The sequence below is a fragment of the Methylomonas fluvii genome (genome assembly GCF_014850975.1).
GTDB classification, from domain to species: Bacteria; Pseudomonadota; Gammaproteobacteria; order Methylococcales; family Methylomonadaceae; genus Methylomonas; species Methylomonas fluvii.
The window spans coordinates 1,197,507-1,215,186 of record NZ_JACXST010000002.1 but is presented as its reverse complement, the minus strand read 5'-3'; the positions used below and the strand labels follow the sequence as shown (position 1 = coordinate 1,215,186).

The window sequence follows — 17,680 nt, the reverse complement described above, 5'->3', positions numbered from 1 at the left end:
TATATCCAAGCCTTTAGCCTTGAGCTGCTTAGGCAAGCAGTCCAAAGCTGATAATCAACGTCAAACACTCCAGAGCATCTTGGGAGTCTGACCTGCGCGAGATTGGAGATTGACAATCAATCGATTGATTGATATTTTGTAAATCAATCGATTGATTTTATTTTTATCCGTACTTTGCCGAGGCAGCATGGTCACACCCGAAAACTCCGAAACCGAAACTCACGACGCACGCAGCCGGCTGGTCATGGCAGCACTGCGGCTATTTGCCGAAAAAGGCTACAAGGCCGCCTCCACGCGGGAAATCTGCGAGGCGGCTGGCGCCAATATTTCGGCCATTCGCTACTACTTCGGCGATAAGGCCGGCCTATATCACGCCGCATTTTTCGAACCGATGGGCGACACGCCATGCGGCTCCGATGTCGCGGCCTATGCCGACTTACCGCTGCCCGAAGTGTTGGCCCGGTTTTTCAGCGAATTCCTGGAGCCGCTGAAAAAAGGCGAGGAACTGGGACTGGTGATGAAACTGCACTTCCGGGAGATGATCGAGCCGACCGGCGCCTGGCAGCAGGAAATCGATGCGGAAATCAAACCACAGCATGAATCCCTGGTGTTGCTGCTCAAGGAACATTTGGGATTGAACCGCATCGACGACGAGTTACATCGGCTGGTTTTCGCGATGATAGGCATGGCGGTGCATTTTTATGTGGGACAAGACGTCATCTCGATGATTTCCCCGCAAATTTTAAATTCCCCACAAAACATCGACGTGCTGGCCGAACGTCTGGCCGGTTACGCACTGGCCATGATCGAAGGTGAAGCCGCGCGGCGCGCTCGGGATGGCGACCATGAACAATAATATCTCGCGGCCGCTTGGCTTGAGTCTGATCCCCTTGCTGCTTTCGGCCTGCGGGTCCGGCGGTTTATTGACGACCGTCGGCCCGGACTATCAATCCGAACCGCTGCCCGCGCCGGCCGGTTGGCAAGCGCCGCAAGCGGATGCGGCCAAACGGCAACAGGCGCATCAAGGCGACCCCGCCGAGCTGATGCGCTGGTGGGAGCGTTTTCAGGACCCGGCTCTGACTCGCCTGTTAAGCGCTGCAGAACAGGTGAGCGCCTCGGTCGCCGATGCCCGAGCGCGCATCGAAGAAGCTAGAGCAAATCTCGTGGGCGCCGATGCGGCCATCCTGCCGAAACTGGATTCCGAGTTCGTCACCAAACGTTCCTCGTCTTCGTTTGGCGGCACGCCGTTCATCTGGAACCAATTCTCGGCCGGACTGCAATCCAGCTGGGAAATAGACTTGTTTGGCGGTTTGGCCCGGCAGCAGGAAGCGGCCCAAAGCCAGCTGGAATCGCGCAACGCCTCCTGGCACGACGCCAGGGTCGCGGTGGCGGTGGAAGTGGCCGATGCCTACCTGGCTTACCGCTATTGCGAAGCACAAGTGCAGCTATTGCGTACCGACAGCGATTCGCGCCGCGAATCGGCGCGGGTAGCGGCGGTTGCCGGCCAGAGCGGTTTCCGCTCACCGGGCGATGTAGCCTTGGCTACCGCCAGCGCCGCCGAAGGCAACAGAACCTTGCTGCAACAACAAGCCCAGTGCGAACGTTCGATCAAAAGCCTGGTGGCGATGACCGGCCTCGCGGAAGCCGACTTGCGGTCGTTATTGAACGGCTCGGCCGATCAGGTGGCGAAACTGCCCACTCCGCCAGCGTTCGAAATGGCGTCCTTACCGGCCAAGGTGTTATTGCAACGGCCCGATGTGGCCGCCGCCGAACGCGACCTCGCCGAGGCCAGCGCCAATATCGGCGTGCAACGGGCCAAACAATTTCCGAAATTGAGCCTGTCCGGCAACATCACCCCGACCCTGCAAAATATCAACGGCGCGGCGCTGATGCTGGCGCAGACTTGGGCGATAGGGCCGACGCTAAGCTTGCCGCTGTTCGACGCCGGCAAGCGCGCAGCCGACGTCGAAGTCGCCAAGGTGCAATACCAAGCAGCGGAAAGCCGTTTCCGCGCCAAGGTGCGCACGGCGGTCAAGGAAGTCGAAGACGCGCTGGTGCGTCTGGACAGCAGCCGCCAACGCTTGCCGCAAGGCCGCGAGGCGGTCAACGGCTACCGGGCAAACTTTCAGGCGCTGCAAACGCTCTACCAAAGCGGATTGGGTAATTTGCTCGACGTGGAAACGGCCCGCCGCAACGTGCTTGCCGCCGAACTGGCGCTCGAAGAACTGGAGCAGGAACAGGTCGGCGCCTGGATCGCGCTGTATCGCGCGGCCGGCGGAGGCTGGACGGATGCTGACGACTCGCCGAATCCGGATAGGGCGGCAGGCCCAGCCGAACATAGAACCATCGGCAACACGCATTTATTTCCGAATCTATACGACACACTTAACGGAGGAAACTCATGACCAAGGGAAAAATAGGCGCGCTATTCGCCGCCTTACTACTATTAATCGGCGTTGGCGTGGCGATCGGCCGCGTCAGCCAGCCCGCGCCATCGGCCGAAGCACCGGCCGCCAATCCGGCGCTCAGTGTTTCCGCGATTCGTCCGCAAATGCGTGATATTCCGCTCAGCCTCACGGCTAACGGTTCGATCGCGGCCTGGCAGGAAGCGGTGATCGGCGCCGAAATTGGCGATCTGCGTCTGAGCGCGGTTAATGTGCAAATCGGCGAAGCCGTTAAAAAAGGCCAGGTGTTGGCGACTTTTTCGGACGAAAGCGTATTGGCCGATGTCGCGCAAGCCCGCGGCGTCGTGGCCGAAGCCGAAGCCAATCTGGCCGAAGCGCGGCTTAACGCCGAGCGGGCGCGCAAAGTCTCGGTATCCGGCGCTTTGAGCGCGCAACAAGTGGACCAATACCTGACCGGCGCCAAAACCGCAGAGGCCAAACTGCAATCCGCCAAAGCCCAGTTGGATGCGCAATTACTACGCCTGAAATACACCAAAGTATTGGCCAGCGACGACGGCGTGATTTCCGCGCGCAGCGCCACCTTGGGCGCGGTCGCCACGAAAGGCCAGGAATTGTTTCGTTTGATTCGGCAAAACCGCCTGGAATGGCGCGGCGAGCTTACCGCCGTCGAAATGACGCAACTGAAACCGGGCAACAGGGTGAAGGTGGAAGTGCCGAATGTCGGCAGCATAGAGGGAAGTGTACGTTTCCTGGCGCCCACCCTGGATGTGCAAAACCGCAATGGCCTGGTTTATGTGGATTTACCCCATGCCGCGCAGAGCGGTTTGCGTGCCGGCATGTTCGCCCGCGGCGAATTTGATTTGGGCAGTTCCACGGCGCTAACGGTGCCGCAAGAGGCGCTGTCGCTGCGGGATGGCTTTAGCTATGTGTTTCTGTTGACCGAACAAACCGAAGACCGGGCCCGCGTTAAGCAGGTCAAAGTACAGTTGGGCCGCAGAAACGGCGACCAGCTGGAAATTTTAGCCGGCGTGGCCGCCGAAGACCGACTGGTGGCCGGCGGTGCCTCGTTTTTGGCCGACGGCGACAGCGTGCGGGTGGTCACACAATGAACGTCTCAGCCTGGTGTATCCGCAATCCCATTCCGGCGATGATGTTGTTCGTGCTGCTTAGTTTCGCCGGTTTGCTCAGCTTTAAATCAATGAAAATCCAGAACTTCCCCGATCTGGATCTGCCGACCATCACGGTCTCGACCTCGCTGCCCGGTGCTTCGCCGTCGCAACTGGAAACCGAGGTGGCACGGAAAATCGAAAATGCCATCGCCACTTTGCAGGGTTTGAAACATATCACCTCTAAAGTCCAAGATGGCAGCGCCACGATTACCGCCGAATTTCGCCTGGAAAAACCGGTGCAGGAAGCCTTGGGCGATGTGCGTTCAGCGGTGTCCAAAGTCCGCGCCGATTTGCCGGGCGACCTGCGCGATCCGGTCGTCACCAAACTGGATTTGGCCGGTTCGCCGATTTTGGCCTTAACCGTCAGCTCCGCGCAGCGCGATGAAGAAGCGCTGTCCTGGTTTGTCGAAGACACGGTAGCCAAACGCCTGTTGGCGGTCCGCGGCGTCGGAGCGGTCAATCGGGTGGGCGGCGTTAGCCGGGAAGTGACGATTGCGTTGGACCCGGTCAAGCTGCAAGCCTTGGGTGCGACAGCGGCAGACATTTCCCGGCAATTGCGGCAAATCCAGCGCGAGAGCGCCGGCGGTCGGATCGATTTGGGTAGCGGCGAGCAACCGGTGCGTACCTTGGCGAACGTGGCCTCGGTCGAGGAAATACGGCCCTTGCAGCTTTCACTGGCCGATGGTCGCCACATTCGGCTCGATCAAGTCGCCAAGGTGGATGACTCGGTAGCAGAACCACGCGCGCTGGCACTGCTGAACGGCAAACCGGTGGTGGGCTTTGAAGTGACTCGTAGCCGGGGCGCCAGCGAAGTCGAAGTCGGTGCCGGCGTACAAAAAGCCTTGGCCGAATTGCGTGTCGCCAATCCGGATATCGAATTCACCGAAGCGTTTAACTTTGTCACGCCGGTCGAAGAGGAGTTTCAGGGCTCGATGACCATGCTTTACGAAGGCGCCTTATTGGCGGTTTTAGTGGTTTGGCTGTTCCTGCGCGATTGGCGGGCTACCTTTATTTCCGCTGTCGCATTACCGCTGTCGGTCATTCCGGCCTTCCTGGGCATGGATTATTTGGGCTTTTCGCTAAATGTGATCACGCTGTTGGCCTTGTCCTTGGTGATCGGCATTCTGGTGGATGACGCCATCGTCGAAGTGGAAAACATCGTCCGCCACCTGCGGATGGGCAAAACGCCTTACCAAGCCGCGATGCAGGCTGCCGACGAAATCGGCTTGGCCGTGGTCGCGACCACGTTTGCGCTGGTCGCAGTGTTTTTGCCGACCGCCTTCATGAGCGGTGTGGCTGGGCGGTTTTTCAAACAATTCGGCTGGACGGCGGCGCTGGCGATAATGGCGTCGTTGGTGGTCGCCAGGATGCTGACGCCAATGATGGCGGCGTATATGCTAAAAGACCTCGACCATTCTGAGCCCAAGGAAGGTGCGGTGATGCGCACTTATATGAAGTTGGCGGGCTGGTGTCTGCATCATCGGCTGGCTACGATGGGCGGCGCGGCAGCGTTCTTTATCGGCTCGCTGTTTTTGATTCCGCTATTGCCGACCGGCTTTATCCCGGCGGACGATAATCCGCAAACCCAGGTATTCGTCGAGTTGCCGCCGGGTTCGAGTCTGGCGCAAACGCGCGCTTCCGCCGAAGCGGCCAGGCAATTGATTGCCAGCATCGACTACGTAAAAACGATTTACACCACCATCGGCAGCGGTTCGGCGGGTAGCGACCCGATGGCCGGCAACCAGGGTGCCGGCGAGGTACGCAAAGCCACGCTGACGATTACCTTGGCCAATCGCCAGGACCGCCCGGTGCGTAAACAAGCCATTGAACAAAATATCCGCCTGGCCCTGCAAAAACTGCCCGGCGTGCGTACCAAGGTGGGATTGGGCGCTTCCGGCGAAAAATATGTATTGGTATTGAGCGGCGACGATCTGCAAGCCTTGAGCGCCGCCGCCCGCAATCTGGAACGCGACCTCAGAACCATTCCCGGCCTGGGCAGCATCGCCTCCAGCGCGGCGCTGGTGCGGCCGGAAATAGCGGTAAGGCCGGACTTCGCCCGTGCCGCCGATCTGGGCGTGACCACCACCGCGCTCGCTGAAACCCTGCGCATTGCCACCTTGGGCGATTACGATTGGTCTTTGTCCAAGCTCAATTTGGCGCAACGCCAGGTGCCGATGGTCGTCAAACTGGCCGATAAAGGCCGGCAAGATTTGAGCGTGTTGGAACGCTTGGCTGTGCCGTCCGCCAAGCCCGGCATCGGCGCGGTGATGGTCGGCCAGGTGGCGAAACTGGAACTGTCCAGCGGACCGGCCGTGATCGATAGATACGACAGGTCGCGGAATATCAATTTCGAAATCGAATTGTCCGGTCAGCCGCTGGGTGACGTTGCTGCTGCGGTGGAAAATCTGGATAGCATTAAAAATCTGCCGGCCGGCGTCAAACGCATCAACATTGGCGATGCGGAAATGATGGGGGAACTGTTCGCCAGCTTTGGCTTGGCGATGTTGACCGGCGTGTTGTGCATCTTCATCGTGCTGGTGTTGCTGTTTAAAGACTTCCTGCAACCGATCACCATTTTGGCGGCGCTACCGCTGTCCTTCGGCGGCGGCTTCGTGGCGCTGCTGTTGACCGGCAAGGCCTTTTCGATGCCGTCTTTGATTGGTTTGGTGATGCTGATGGGGATAGCCACCAAAAACTCCATCCTGCTGGTTGATTACGCCATTATCGCTCGCCGCGAACAGGGTCTGAGCCGGGTGGATGCACTATTGGATGCGTGTCACAAACGGGCCAGGCCGATTGTGATGACCACGATTGCGATGGGTGCCGGTATGTTGCCGATTGCGATAGGCATGGGCAACGCCGATTCCTCGTTTCGCAGCCCGATGGCCGTCGCCGTAATCGGCGGTTTGGTTACCTCCACCTTGCTGAGTTTGTTGGTGATTCCGGTGGCTTACACCTATCTGGACGATTTCAAAAATCTGGGCATGGCAGTTTGGAAACGCTTTACCGGGCCCAAAGCAGCGGCTGTTGAGTCGTGAGGTTTGACGCAAGGCCGGACCAATGAGGCGGTGGTCAGGCAGATGAATTGGTTGTCGGGGTAGGGCTTCAGGTTCTATCCCAACGAGCCTGCCGGCTCTTAATCTGCTGCCGAAGTTAGTTGTAGGGTACGCACCGCGTAGCGTTAGAAGGTCATCATGGCAGAGAAAATCAGAAGGTACGCGGTGCGTACCCTACCGAACTTGAGCGGATCGGCGAGCGCGTTTTAAGAGATAGTATTAGCGGATTTTTGGGAACTGAGGCGCCGCGCCGCAATCGGCCGAAATCCATTCAGCAATTGATTTGGAGGTGTATTGCTCATCATTGCTGCTATGGGTGTCGAACGAGGTGCTAAAGTTTTCGACGAGTTGCGGCGATATGACCCGCATTTTCCACTTTGTGGTTTTTGCGTTTGGGCAGGTCAGTCGCCACTCCACTGCCGAGCTAGAAATCGTTAACAAATTGCCGGTGCAATTGAATAACATGTTTTGTTGGGAAGGTGCCGTCAAAGCGTTTCGGTCGATACAGGTGTATTTGGTTTTTCTGTCCTTAATGTTGTTGGTTTTCTCCGGTTTGATACTCCAGAGGCCGGATTTAATATTCGGCGGTTCGGCTTGAGTTTGCGATGCATACAAGGCTATGACTATCGCCAGACGAGGCATTATGGATGGCATTTTAGTGGATGTGTGATTGTAGCCGGCCGGCTTCGGCTTCTTGATCGTTGGTAAGTTGCCGGCTCTTAATCGGTCGTAAATTAATTGTACGCATCGCGTACCGTTGGAAAGTCATCATGGCGGCGAAAGCTAAAAGGTACGCGGTGCGTATCCTACTGGGCTGTATGTTGGAAATCCGTGATTCATAATGCCTAACGCCTCAATCAGCCGACGCTTTAGCGGTCGGCTGCATTGATTTGTTATGCTTACCCACCCATTCCTGGTGGCAAAATATCAAATTTCGGGATATCACTCGGAAATTGCGCCCAACTCGCAGCTTGAGAAGTATATATGAGCATTTTTGGCAGAACCCTACTGCCATTTTTTAAGCAAGATGCCGCAACGCTATAGAAATCGCCAGCTTCACAGAATGCGGCAATAGTCGTACCGCAACCGCCACAAAACAAATGCTCCATATTTTTACCTGAATTTCCTTTTCTAATAAATACTACGGGCTCACCCTTTAAGAGCTTCATATTATTCTTTGGATACCAGAGGCCAAACCACTTATCAGAGTTTGTCAGGCGTTGACAGGAAGGGCAATAACAAAACACGGAATTTATTGGATCGCCTTCACACTCAAATTCCAGCTCACCACAAGTACATTTTCCTAAAGTTTTATCCACTTTTAATCTCCGATATTTATTAGCATAGAAGCATAACGTTCAACGTAAGGGGCCTGCCGAAGGCAGGTCCCCTTGACGGAGGGGTTAGGCGTCACCGGCCACCGCTGGAGCCGATAAGCGTTGCTGCTAATTGCGCAAACTTGCATTTAGGTGGCGGCTCTAGCTGCTTTGAAGAACACTTTTTGTCTCGAAACAGTCCCAGCACACGAAGACGTAGATCATGCCGCAATCACCCAGGCAAACGTCATCTCCAAGGGAATCTAGCTGAGCGTAGAAGCTCATCTGGTTGCCGCAGGAGCAGTGCGGGACTTCCTCGTATTGAATCCAATCGGGCTCACCACCTATGCGGTGGCGTTTTCCGATTGGATCGCCAGCCCACTTAAAGCCAACTGATGCCCGAGCCTCCGGCGTTTCTGGTGTGGGTACGAGTGGAACTGGAGGAATGCGCATGTTTGACGCCTAACTAGTGATTAGATGGTTTCCGTATATATACCGAAGAATGATCTTCGAAACGTTAATCCATTGATCAGCATATGATTTTCCTTCTATATATCATCGTAAGTGAGTGGATAAGACTGGTAACCATCAGACTGCTGTCATTGAATCAGATTGAACGATAGACAAGAACGGGACGTAACCAGCCGATCAGCAACTCTCCATGCTGACCGACTGGTATACAGTTTCATAAATTATGAGCTTTAACAGGGCAGATTAGCCCTGCAAGACCAGCGTTCTTAGCCGCGAGTTTGCAAAATCGCTACCGCTGGTAACTCCTTACCTTCCAGGAACTCCAGGAAAGCGCCGCCACCGGTAGAGGTGTAAGACACTTTGTCGGCGATGCCGTATTTGTCTATCGCCGCTAATGTGTCACCGCCGCCGGCGATGGAGAAAGCCGGGCTTTCGGCGATTGCCAAGGATAGTGATTTGGTGCCTTCGCCGAATTGGTCGATTTCGAATACGCCAACCGGGCCGTTCCAGACGATGGTGCCGGCGGTTTTCAGAATCTCGGCGTATTGCTTGCTGGTTTCCGGTCCAATGTCCAGGATCAGGTCGTCGGCTTCCACGTCGGCGACGTTTTTCACTGTGGCCGCAGCGCTTTCGGAAAATTCTTTCGCGCAGACCACATCCACCGGTACCGGAATATCTGCGCCGCGTTCTTTTGCCGAAGCGATCAAGCGTTTGGCTTCAGGGATTAAATCCGCTTCGTACAAGGATTTACCGACCGGGTAACCGGCAGCGGCGATAAAGGTGTTGGCGATGCCACCGCCGACGATCAATTGATCGACTTTTGACGACAAGGACTCCAGCACGGTCAATTTGGTAGATACTTTGGAGCCGCCGACGATGGCAACTAACGGCCGGGCAGGGGTTTCCAGGGCTTTACCCAGTGCATCCAATTCAGCGGCTAACAGCGGACCGGCGCAAGCGACGGCGGCGTGTTCGGCTACCGCATGGGTCGAGGCTTCGGCACGGTGCGCGGTACCAAAGGCGTCCATCACAAAAATGTCGCACAGCGCGGCCATTTTTTGGCCCAGTTCGGCGCTGTTTTTCTTTTCGCCTTTATTGAAACGTACGTTCTCGCACAGCACTACTTCGCCGCGTTTGACTTCCACGCCTTCCAGCCAATCTTTCACCAAACGTACCGGTTGACCTAGCAACTGCGAAAAACGCTCTGCGACGGGTTTAAGGCTGGACGCTTCGTCGTATTCGCCTTCGGTGGGACGGCCCAAGTGGGACATCAAAATCACCGCCGCGCCGCCGGCCAATGCGGCTTCCACGGTAGGGACACTGGCCTGGATGCGCAAGTCGCTGGTGACTTTGCCGTCTTTCACAGGCACATTCAAGTCTTGGCGGATTAACACGCGTTTGCCGGCCAAATCCAGATCGACCATTCGTTTGATAGACATAAGTTCTCCTTTGGTTGAAATAGTGAAAACATTATAAAGTGTAACGCCGGCCGCAGCCTGAATTAAAAAATAACAGAATAGTCAGTCGCTTGGACTATATTTGCTATCCATTGCCTAAACTTTTACCGGCGGACTTATGTTCAAGTCGTTTATTTTTACGGTGTTCTGCGTGTTGGTATTAACTGTTGATTCCGCGCGTTGCCAACCCGTGCCTGCCGCTGCCGGCGCCGACGAAATTCAGGTGTTAATAGACGTATCCGGCAGCATGAAACAGAACGATCCGGACAATCTGCGCATCGAGGCCAGCCGCTTGCTGGTCAACTTGTTGCCGGACGGTGCCAAAGCGGCATTTTGGTTGTTCGCGGAAAAAACCGCGCCGCTGTCCGCCACCGATGCTGTCAATGCAGCCTGGAAACAGCAAGCCGGCAAAGCGACTGCCAATATCCATTCTCGTGGACTGTATACGCACATTGAGGACGCGATTCAGACAGCGCTGAGTCAAGGCTTTAAGGGCGGCGGCAAGAAACATCTGATTTTATTGACCGACGGTTTTGTGGACATTTCCAAGGACATCATGCAAAGCGCGGATTCCCGCGAGCGCATCCTCAGCGAGTGGATACCCAAGCTCCAGCAGCAAAACATCAACGTACAAACCGTGGCATTGTCCGAGCAAGCCGATAAAGAATTGTTGGAAAAACTGGCCTTCGAGACCGGCGGCTGGGCGGAAACTGCGCAATCGGCCGAGCAATTGCAACGGGTGTTTTTGAAAATGGCCCAAAAAGCCGCGCCGAAAGAGACTTTGCCGCTGACCGATAATAAATTCCAGGTGGATAGCGGCATCCACGAGTTTTCGGTGTTGGTGTTCAAAAAACCGCATGCCGCGCCGACGCAGTTGGTTGCGCCGGACGGCAAAAGTATCAGTAAACAAAGCATGGTCGCCAATGTGTCCTGGCTTGAAAGCCAGGCTTACGACCTGATCACTGTCAAGCAACCGTTGATCGGCGAATGGCGTTTGGTGGCGGAAGTCGATCCGGACAACCAAGTTATGATCGTAACCGACTTGAAACTGCAACTTAGCGAGATACCTAGTTTTCTGGGCGAGAACGAAGCCTTGCCGATAAAAGCGCACTTTACCGACAAGGATAAGCTGATTACCCGCGCCGATTTCCTAGGCATGCTGACCCTGGAAGTGATCCAGGATCAGCAAACGCCGGCAAAAATGCAGACCGTGCTTGCAGAGCCCGGTTTTTACCAGCATCAGGTCGAGCATTTCAGTTTGGGCAAGCATTTGCTGAAAATTGTTGCCGACGGCAAAACCTTCAAGCGGGAAATTATTCATGAGATCGACGTCGTTGCCACGCCGATTAGCGTCGAGAAGCACGTCGATGCCGCTCAGCGCCAGATCAGCTTCAAACTGTTGCCGGATACCAAGCTGATCGATCCCGCCGGCTTGGTGGTCAATGCGGTGATTAACCAAACCGGGCATGAGCCGGAAACCCGCCCACTGATAAATAAAGACGGGGTTTGGTTGCTGGATTTGGCTGGTTTGCTGCCGCAGACCACCACGCATGTCAATTTCAATGTGATGGCTAAAGATCATGCCGGCAAGCCGCTGACGCCGGCGATCAAACCGCTGAGTATCGATGACAGTTGGTTCGTTCCTGCCGAGAAAGCAGAGGCTGCCGCACCGGCCGCAGAGCCTGATGCGCATCACGAATCAGCCGATCATGAAAACACCGATCATGAAACCGATGCCGAGCAACATGAGCAGGCTGACCATGAGCAGCATCCGCCGCCGGACGCCCCGCCAACCAATTGGTTATTGGTTGGCGGCATCCTGTTGGCCATTAATTTGATACTGGGTGTGGGTGGGTTTTTTACCTATCGTTACCTGAAAAAAAGCCAAGCGGACAAACATCAGCAGTTACTGGAGAGATTGTCATGAATCCATTCGATTCCGTGGTAGTGATATTTGCGGCGGAGGCGTTAGGGGTTTTGACGCTGTTGGTCATCGTGCTGTTTTTTATCTCGAGAAACCGGCGAGGGAGGGAGATGGCCGAAATTGATCATTTCATTACCGAGCTTGAAGAGCAGTCCATCGTCAAAAGTCGCTGGTTGGAGCAATTTCTGGAGGAAAACTGCGGGTTGGCTACAGCGGAGATCGAGCCATTGTTGCAAGAAGTCAACGCGTCCGAACGCGCTGTGTTTGAAGGGGTTATTCGCTTGTTTCTAAAACGCGAACTGGTGTTGCTGAGTGAGATCGAGCAACGTATCGGCCGGCTAACCGAGCCGTATCAGAATTTGCTGGCGAATCGCGGCACGATTGCGCCGCTTGCTGCGGTGCAGGATTCGCCGCAAGCGAATCAATTGGCCGGCTTGGAGCGGATTAACCAACAATTGGTGCGGCAACTGGATAACGCGATGAAAACCATAGACGAAATGTCCGCCGAATATACCCGAGTGTTTAGCGGCAATCAGACCGCCTTAGAGTTGGAAAACAGCAGTAAAAAGATGCTGCAAATTTTTCATGATGCCGAACGTGGTGTGCGCGAAAGCATTACGGAGTTGGGGAAATGATGCAATCTCTGCTGCTTATCGGCTTGGGAGAATTATCGTTGGTGTTGTTGACCGGCCTGATTGCAGTGCTGGTAGTTAATCGCCGGAATAAACGCCGACGGCTGGCCAGCATCGAAGAGTTGCTGGAAGACATTAAGGACCGGCAGGAACGGCGCGGCGACAGATTGGCCTTGGCCTTGGCCGATAAGTATCACTTAGGCGAACCAACCGCGCAGGCTGTCAGCGACAACCTGATTGCGGCGGAAAAGCAGTTTTTGTATGGGTTTATAGAGCAGCAAATGCAGCAGCAGACCGTAGCCGGTTTTTACGAAAACCTGTGCCGGTTACTGGATAGTTATCTGGAAGGTTTGCCCAAAGTGGCTGAAAAACCGGTTGCCGACGAGCCGGCTGCCAAGACCGAAGAACAATATGCCGACACCGATTCCGAGCAGTCAAAACCGGCTGACTCTGATGCAACCCCAGCCGAAGAGGCCCCACCACCACCGGATTGGGGGGATGTGTTTGATTGATGATTTTGGCAGCCTGTTGTCAGGGAGCACCATAGCGTACTCTGACAACAGGCTGTTCCATTAACTTGTCGGTATTTCCGTCGCCGGCTGGTCGAGCAACTTGATGCCGGTCAATTTGCTGAAAAAACTGGCGGACCGTTTGGCCATGCTATCGCCACCATCGATACCGGCTTGATGGGTGTTTTCAAACACCACAATGGAGTGCGGCTCGACGGTATACCAGGGTTTGCTCAGCGCTTTTTGCTCGGCAGGCTCGATAATATCTTTGGGCGATGTTTGTGCGGTATCCACGGCCAGACACCAGCTCTTGCCCTCAGCCTCTGGCAGTTGCATGTTATGTTTGCTGTCGGACATGTTCATTATCGCGTGCAGGTCGGGTTCATCTTTGCCTAATGCCGCCAGCGTAAAGGCCAGAATCCGCGTATTCGGGTCGTCCCAACGTGGCGGTTGATCTACTTCTAGGCCATGCCAGCTGATGTCGGCCATATCCTTATCTTCCATTTTTCGGCCGGTGAGGAAGTTTCGGCGCATCAAGGCCGGATGGCGTTTGCGCAAGCGGATCATCTGCTGCACAAAATGCAGCACGTCGGCATTTTCCTTGGCTTTATCCCAATTCAGCCAGCTTAATTCGTTATCCTGACAATAGCAGTTGTTGTTGCCTTGCTGGGTGTGCAGAAATTCGTCGCCAGCCAGCAACATCGGTACGCCATGGCTAAGCAGCAAAACCGTAAAGGCGTTTTTCACCTGTTGCCGCCGCAGTCTGCCTATGGCCGGGTTGGGGGTTGGGCCTTCCGCGCCGCAGTTGTTGCTGAGATTATTGCTGCAACCGTCTCGATTGTTTTCGCCGTTGGCGGTATTGTGTTTTTCGTTGTAGCTGAACAGATCTTTTAACGTAAAGCCGTCGTGGCAGGTGACAAAGTTAATGCCGCTGATCGGCAAGCGGTGCTGATGTTGATAGAGATCGCTACTGCCGCAAATCCGGGTTGCCACTTCGGCGATGATGCCGGTGTCGCCACGTAGGAAGCGGCGAATTACATCGCGGTAGCGGCCGTTCCATTCGCCCCAGCGGTAGCCGGGAAAGTTGCCGACTTGATACAGCCCCGAGGCATCCCAGGCCTCCGCAATCAGCTTGGTTTTGGCGAGTTGTTCGGATAGTTCTATGCCCCAGACCAGCGGCGGGTCTTGCAGTACGCTGCCGTCTTCGCCGCGCGCCAACGCGCTGGCCAGGTCGAATCTAAAGCCGTCGACATGCATTTCCCGCACCCAGTATTCCAGGCAGCTGATGATGAAGTTGGTCACCAGCGGGTGGTTGGCGTTCACGGTGTTGCCGCAGCCGGTATAGTCGTGAAATATGCGTTTGTCGTGCTTGTCGGTTAAATAAAAGCTGTTGCCGGTGATGCCTTTGAAGTTGATCACCGGACCGTCGGCGCCGGCTTCCGAGGTGTGATTGAACACCACGTCCATGATCACGCCGATGCCGGCCTTGTGCAAGGCTTTCACCAGATCGCGGAACTCGCGGATATGCGTGCCTTGTTCCGGCGTGACGCAATAACCGGGATGCGGGCTAAAGAAGCTGTGCGTACTGTAGCCCCAATAGTTTTTCAAGCCCAGATCCGCGGTATGCGGCGGCACGTCCTGTTCGTCGAAGGCCATGATAGGCAGCAGTTCGACATGGGTAATGCCCAGTTTCTTCAGATAAGGGATTTTTTCGATCAGGCCGATAAAGGTGCCGGGGTTTTTGACCTTGGCGGAGGTGTGGCGGGTAAAGCCGCCGACATGCAATTCGTAAATAATGGCTTTTTCGCTGCGAATGGCCAGCGGCGTGTCGCCTTCCCAGTCGTAACGGTCATCTACTACCACCGCGCGCATGGCGTGTTGGCTATTATCACCGGGCTTGCAGGCGGCGGCGCGGTTCCATAATTTGTCGCTGATCGCGCGCGCCCACGGGTCCAGCAATAATTTTTCGCAATCAAACCGCAAGCCCGATTCGCGGGTGTTGGCGGGGCCGTCGATGCGCCAGGCATACCAGGTGCCAACCGGCAGTGCTTCGACAAACACGTGCCAGGAGAAAAAAGTGTGGTTTTTCTCTTTCTGTAAGTGTATGACTTGTAAAGGCTTTAAGCTGTCTGACTCGGCAAATAACAGCAGTTCCACGTCCGTCGCATGGCGGCTGGAGATGGAGAAGTTGACGCCGCCCTCGCTAACCTTGGCGCCGTGAGGATAGGGACTCCCTGACTTTAAACTGTATGGTTTGTGCATGCCCTTTACCGAGAAACTGTGAATTAGTCCTGATTTTACTGCATATAGGGGCTGCGGGCCTACGCCTTGCGTAAATAATCGACAACGGTTAGAGTCTATAAAGCCCGGTCGCTGCGGCGATACGTCGCGGAATGTCCGCTACCCACAGGATAAAACCTAGTCACCCGACCCGTTAACATTGCCGATGGCCTTTTCCTCCTCACCGTCTCAAGTCTGCATGCCGCTCTCTGCGGAGGAAATGCGGGCTATCAGTCTGGAGATTAGCCGAGGCTTTGCCCCGCGCCGGTTTAAATCCGGCGCGGCGCGGTTGACGAGTACCGGCTTCTCGCCGCAAGAGTTGTTAAGCATTAGTCAGCAGATTAATCGCGAATTTGCCCCACGCCTGCAACGCGCTGCCACCAAAGCTGAAAGCGCCAAGCTGGTGGCGTTGCCGGTCGATCCGGAACATATCCATGTCTATTGGCAGCTGGATGAAGCGGACCAGGCGTCTCCACTGCTTGCCGAACCGCCAGTAGATGCCCAGTCTTTGACCTTGCGCGTTTACCGTCATCCTGCGCCGCCCGAAGCGGTCTCGTCGCCAGCGGAGTCTGCCAAAACCTGGTTCGATGTGCCAGTCGCCGCCGAACGCAGCCAACAGCAGATTACGCTGCCCAGCGGCGACACCTGCATCGCCGGGATTTACCAAGTGGCGATTGGCCGGCTCAATGCTCAGCAGGAATTCAATCCCTTGGCGTATTCGCAAGCTGCCGCAGTGGCGCCGCAAGTGTCGCCGCTGACGGAAAGACTGTCGCCAGCGATGGCGCAGTTTATAATGCTGCCATCTCAGGCGTCTTCGGCGCTTGCCGTAACCGCGTCCGGCCAACAAAACTAATTCCGCGATGAACAAAGGCTATCTCAGCATCGTTTTGCATGCCCATTTGCCCTATGTGCATCATCCCGAACACGACAGTTTTTTTGAAGAAAACTGGTTGTTCGAAGCCATTACCGAATGCTATTTGCCCTTGCTGGCGATGCTGGAACGCTTGCATGTCGATCAAGTGCCTTACCGGCTGACCTTATCCCTGTCGCCGACACTGATGACGATGTTGCGCGATCCGCTGCTGCAAAACCGCTATCTGCATTATCTGCAAGGCCGGCTGGAATTGGCGGAGCGGGAGTTGGAGCGCACGCGCCGGCTGCCGCAGTTCGAGCCGCTGGCGCAGATGTATATGCAGTGGTTTCAGGATGCCTTGCATCGCTACCAGCACCGCTACGAGTGCGATTTACTGACGGCGTTCCAACGCCATCACAGCGCTGGTGGTCTGGAGTTGATTACCACCGCAGCCACGCATGGCTTTTTACCCTTACTAAATGTCAGCCCGGTGTCGGTGCGCAATCAAATCGGCGTTGGCATTGCCAGCTTCAAGAGCCAATTCGGCTTTGCACCCAGTGGATTTTGGTTGCCGGAATGCGGCTACTATCCGGGTCTGGAACAGATGCTAAACGCCGAAGGCATCGATTATTTTTTCGTCGATAGCCACGCGATCATGGACGCCGACCAGTCGCCGCGCTATGGTGTGTATGCGCCGCTGGATTGCGGCAATGGTGCGGCGGCGTTCGGCCGCGATCCGGCATCGTCTCGGCAGGTGTGGAGCGCCGAGGAAGGCTATCCGGGTGATGGCGATTATCGTGAGTATTATCGCGACATCGGTTTTGATTTGCCTCTGGAATATATCGCGCCCTACATTCTGGACGGTGAAACCCGGATCAACACCGGCATTAAGTATTTCCGCATCACCGGCGCCAAGCAAACCAAGCAGGTTTACCAGCCGGAGCGGGCCAAGCTGAAGGCGCGCCGGCATGCCGAGGATTTTATCCTGCGCCGCCAGCAGCAAATCGATGCGTTGGCTGCGGAAATGCCGCAAGCACCGATTATCGTCGCGCCTTACGATGCTGAACTATTCGGACATTGGTGGTTCGAAGGACCTTTATGGCTGGAGCAAGTGCTACGCTTGGCGGCCAGCAGCGAAAACGGTGTCCAGACCGTTAGCTGCAGCGACTATTTGCAATTGCCTTTGCAACACGTGCAGGCTAGGCCTGCCGCTTCCAGTTGGGGCGAACACGGTTATTCCAGTTACTGGCTGAACGAAAGCAATGACTGGATTTATCCCCTGTTGCACAAGGCCGCCGCCGAAATGGAAAAGCTGGCCAACGATTTACGCGGTTTTACTGTGAGTGATTTACAGCAACGGGCTTTAAATCAAGCCGCCCGATCATTGTTGCTGGCGCAGTCTTCGGATTGGCCGTTTATCATGAAGGCCGGCACCACTATCGATTACGCGCGCAAACGCATCACCGACCATTTGGCCCGTTTTAATTACCTGCACGATGCGATTCGCAAAAACCGTATTGATGAACGCTATCTGACAGCGCTGGAGATCATGGACGATATTTTTCCGGACATCGATTTTCATCATTATGCCGCTTAGACAAAGGCCCG

At 55.5% G+C, this 17,680-nt stretch carries 13 protein-coding genes; 9 read left to right on the top strand and 4 right to left on the bottom strand.

Features of this window, described 5'->3' with window-relative positions; all coding sequences use genetic code 11:
- The first annotated feature begins 187 nt into the window (after positions 1–187).
- Genes EBB_RS15005 through EBB_RS14990 form a run of 4 tightly spaced genes read left to right on the top strand, consistent with a single transcriptional unit; the run spans position 188 to position 6,612 of the window.
- Positions 188–856 (top strand): CerR family C-terminal domain-containing protein, encoded by a 669-nt coding sequence (locus EBB_RS15005; RefSeq protein ID WP_192394575.1) that lies wholly within the window; start codon positions 188–190, stop codon positions 854–856.
- Positions 846–2,405: an efflux transporter outer membrane subunit gene (locus tag EBB_RS15000; RefSeq protein WP_192394574.1), complete on the top strand. Its 1,560-nt coding sequence runs from the start codon at positions 846–848 to the stop codon at positions 2,403–2,405. The genes EBB_RS15005 and EBB_RS15000 overlap by 11 nt, the downstream gene beginning before the upstream one ends.
- Positions 2,402–3,514 (top strand): efflux RND transporter periplasmic adaptor subunit, encoded by a 1,113-nt coding sequence (locus EBB_RS14995; RefSeq protein ID WP_192394573.1) that lies wholly within the window; start codon positions 2,402–2,404, stop codon positions 3,512–3,514. The genes EBB_RS15000 and EBB_RS14995 overlap by 4 nt, the downstream gene beginning before the upstream one ends.
- Entirely contained in the window at positions 3,511–6,612 is a 3,102-nt protein-coding gene (locus EBB_RS14990; RefSeq protein WP_192394572.1) for an efflux RND transporter permease subunit, read from the top strand. Before EBB_RS14995 ends, EBB_RS14990 begins: the two co-directional genes overlap by 4 nt.
- Before the next feature lie 237 nt (positions 6,613–6,849).
- Here the strand turns inward: EBB_RS14990 and EBB_RS14985 are convergent, their stop codons facing one another.
- From EBB_RS14985 to EBB_RS14975, 3 genes are all read right to left on the bottom strand, one after another.
- The gene (locus EBB_RS14985) at positions 6,850–7,284 is read right to left on the bottom strand and encodes a DUF3617 family protein (protein ID WP_192394571.1); all 435 of its coding nucleotides are present in this window, start codon (positions 7,282–7,284) and stop codon (positions 6,850–6,852) included.
- Between the two features lie 245 nt (positions 7,285–7,529).
- Positions 7,530–7,949 carry a GFA family protein gene (locus EBB_RS14980; protein WP_192394570.1) on the bottom strand — a complete coding sequence of 140 codons (420 nt, stop codon included), beginning with the start codon at positions 7,947–7,949 and terminating at the stop codon, positions 7,530–7,532.
- Positions 7,950–8,683: 734 nt separating this feature from the next.
- Positions 8,684–9,856 carry a phosphoglycerate kinase gene (locus EBB_RS14975; protein ID WP_192394569.1) on the bottom strand — a complete coding sequence of 391 codons (1,173 nt, stop codon included), beginning with the start codon at positions 9,854–9,856 and terminating at the stop codon, positions 8,684–8,686.
- Positions 9,857–9,992: 136 nt separating this feature from the next.
- Here EBB_RS14975 and EBB_RS14970 point away from each other — a divergent pair, with 136 nt between their 5' ends.
- Genes EBB_RS14970 through EBB_RS14960 form a run of 3 tightly spaced genes read left to right on the top strand, consistent with a single transcriptional unit; the run spans position 9,993 to position 12,942 of the window.
- Entirely contained in the window at positions 9,993–11,801 is a 1,809-nt protein-coding gene (locus EBB_RS14970; protein WP_192394568.1) for a VWA domain-containing protein, read from the top strand.
- Positions 11,798–12,433, top strand: coding sequence for a hypothetical protein (locus tag EBB_RS14965; RefSeq protein WP_192394567.1), 636 nt, complete (start codon positions 11,798–11,800; stop codon positions 12,431–12,433). The genes EBB_RS14970 and EBB_RS14965 overlap by 4 nt, the downstream gene beginning before the upstream one ends.
- Positions 12,430–12,942: a hypothetical protein gene (locus EBB_RS14960; protein ID WP_192394566.1), complete on the top strand. Its 513-nt coding sequence runs from the start codon at positions 12,430–12,432 to the stop codon at positions 12,940–12,942. The genes EBB_RS14965 and EBB_RS14960 overlap by 4 nt, the downstream gene beginning before the upstream one ends.
- Positions 12,943–13,002: 60 nt before the next feature.
- Here the strand turns inward: EBB_RS14960 and glgX are convergent, their stop codons facing one another.
- Positions 13,003–15,201 carry a glycogen debranching protein GlgX gene (glgX, locus tag EBB_RS14955; protein ID WP_192394565.1) on the bottom strand — a complete coding sequence of 733 codons (2,199 nt, stop codon included), beginning with the start codon at positions 15,199–15,201 and terminating at the stop codon, positions 13,003–13,005.
- 184 nt (positions 15,202–15,385) lie between these two features.
- On the opposite strand from glgX, the gene EBB_RS14950 reads away from it, so the two are divergent.
- Together EBB_RS14950 and EBB_RS14945 are read left to right on the top strand one after the other, a co-directional pair.
- The gene (locus EBB_RS14950) at positions 15,386–16,072 is read left to right on the top strand and encodes a DUF4912 domain-containing protein (RefSeq protein ID WP_192394564.1); all 687 of its coding nucleotides are present in this window, start codon (positions 15,386–15,388) and stop codon (positions 16,070–16,072) included.
- 7 nt (positions 16,073–16,079) lie between these two features.
- The gene (locus EBB_RS14945) at positions 16,080–17,669 is read left to right on the top strand and encodes a glycoside hydrolase family 57 protein (RefSeq protein WP_192394563.1); all 1,590 of its coding nucleotides are present in this window, start codon (positions 16,080–16,082) and stop codon (positions 17,667–17,669) included.
- Positions 17,670–17,680: the final 11 nt, after the last annotated feature.

What these genes read in the sequence shown, in the direction of transcription:
- EBB_RS15005 (WP_192394575.1), top strand. Translation starts at nt 188, where the DNA reads ATGGTCACACCCGAAAACTCCGAAACCGAAACTCACGACGCACGCAGC.
- EBB_RS15000 (WP_192394574.1), top strand. Translation starts at nt 846, where the DNA reads ATGAACAATAATATCTCGCGGCCGCTTGGCTTGAGTCTGATCCCCTTG.
- EBB_RS14995 (WP_192394573.1), top strand. Translation starts at nt 2,402, where the DNA reads ATGACCAAGGGAAAAATAGGCGCGCTATTCGCCGCCTTACTACTATTA.
- EBB_RS14990 (WP_192394572.1), top strand. Translation starts at nt 3,511, where the DNA reads ATGAACGTCTCAGCCTGGTGTATCCGCAATCCCATTCCGGCGATGATG.
- EBB_RS14985 (WP_192394571.1), bottom strand. Translation starts at nt 7,284, where the DNA reads ATGCCATCCATAATGCCTCGTCTGGCGATAGTCATAGCCTTGTATGCA.
- EBB_RS14975 (WP_192394569.1), bottom strand. Translation starts at nt 9,856, where the DNA reads ATGTCTATCAAACGAATGGTCGATCTGGATTTGGCCGGCAAACGCGTG.
- EBB_RS14970 (WP_192394568.1), top strand. Translation starts at nt 9,993, where the DNA reads ATGTTCAAGTCGTTTATTTTTACGGTGTTCTGCGTGTTGGTATTAACT.
- EBB_RS14965 (WP_192394567.1), top strand. Translation starts at nt 11,798, where the DNA reads ATGAATCCATTCGATTCCGTGGTAGTGATATTTGCGGCGGAGGCGTTA.
- EBB_RS14960 (WP_192394566.1), top strand. Translation starts at nt 12,430, where the DNA reads ATGATGCAATCTCTGCTGCTTATCGGCTTGGGAGAATTATCGTTGGTG.
- glgX (WP_192394565.1), bottom strand. Translation starts at nt 15,201, where the DNA reads ATGCACAAACCATACAGTTTAAAGTCAGGGAGTCCCTATCCTCACGGC.
- EBB_RS14950 (WP_192394564.1), top strand. Translation starts at nt 15,386, where the DNA reads ATGGCCTTTTCCTCCTCACCGTCTCAAGTCTGCATGCCGCTCTCTGCG.
- EBB_RS14945 (WP_192394563.1), top strand. Translation starts at nt 16,080, where the DNA reads ATGAACAAAGGCTATCTCAGCATCGTTTTGCATGCCCATTTGCCCTAT.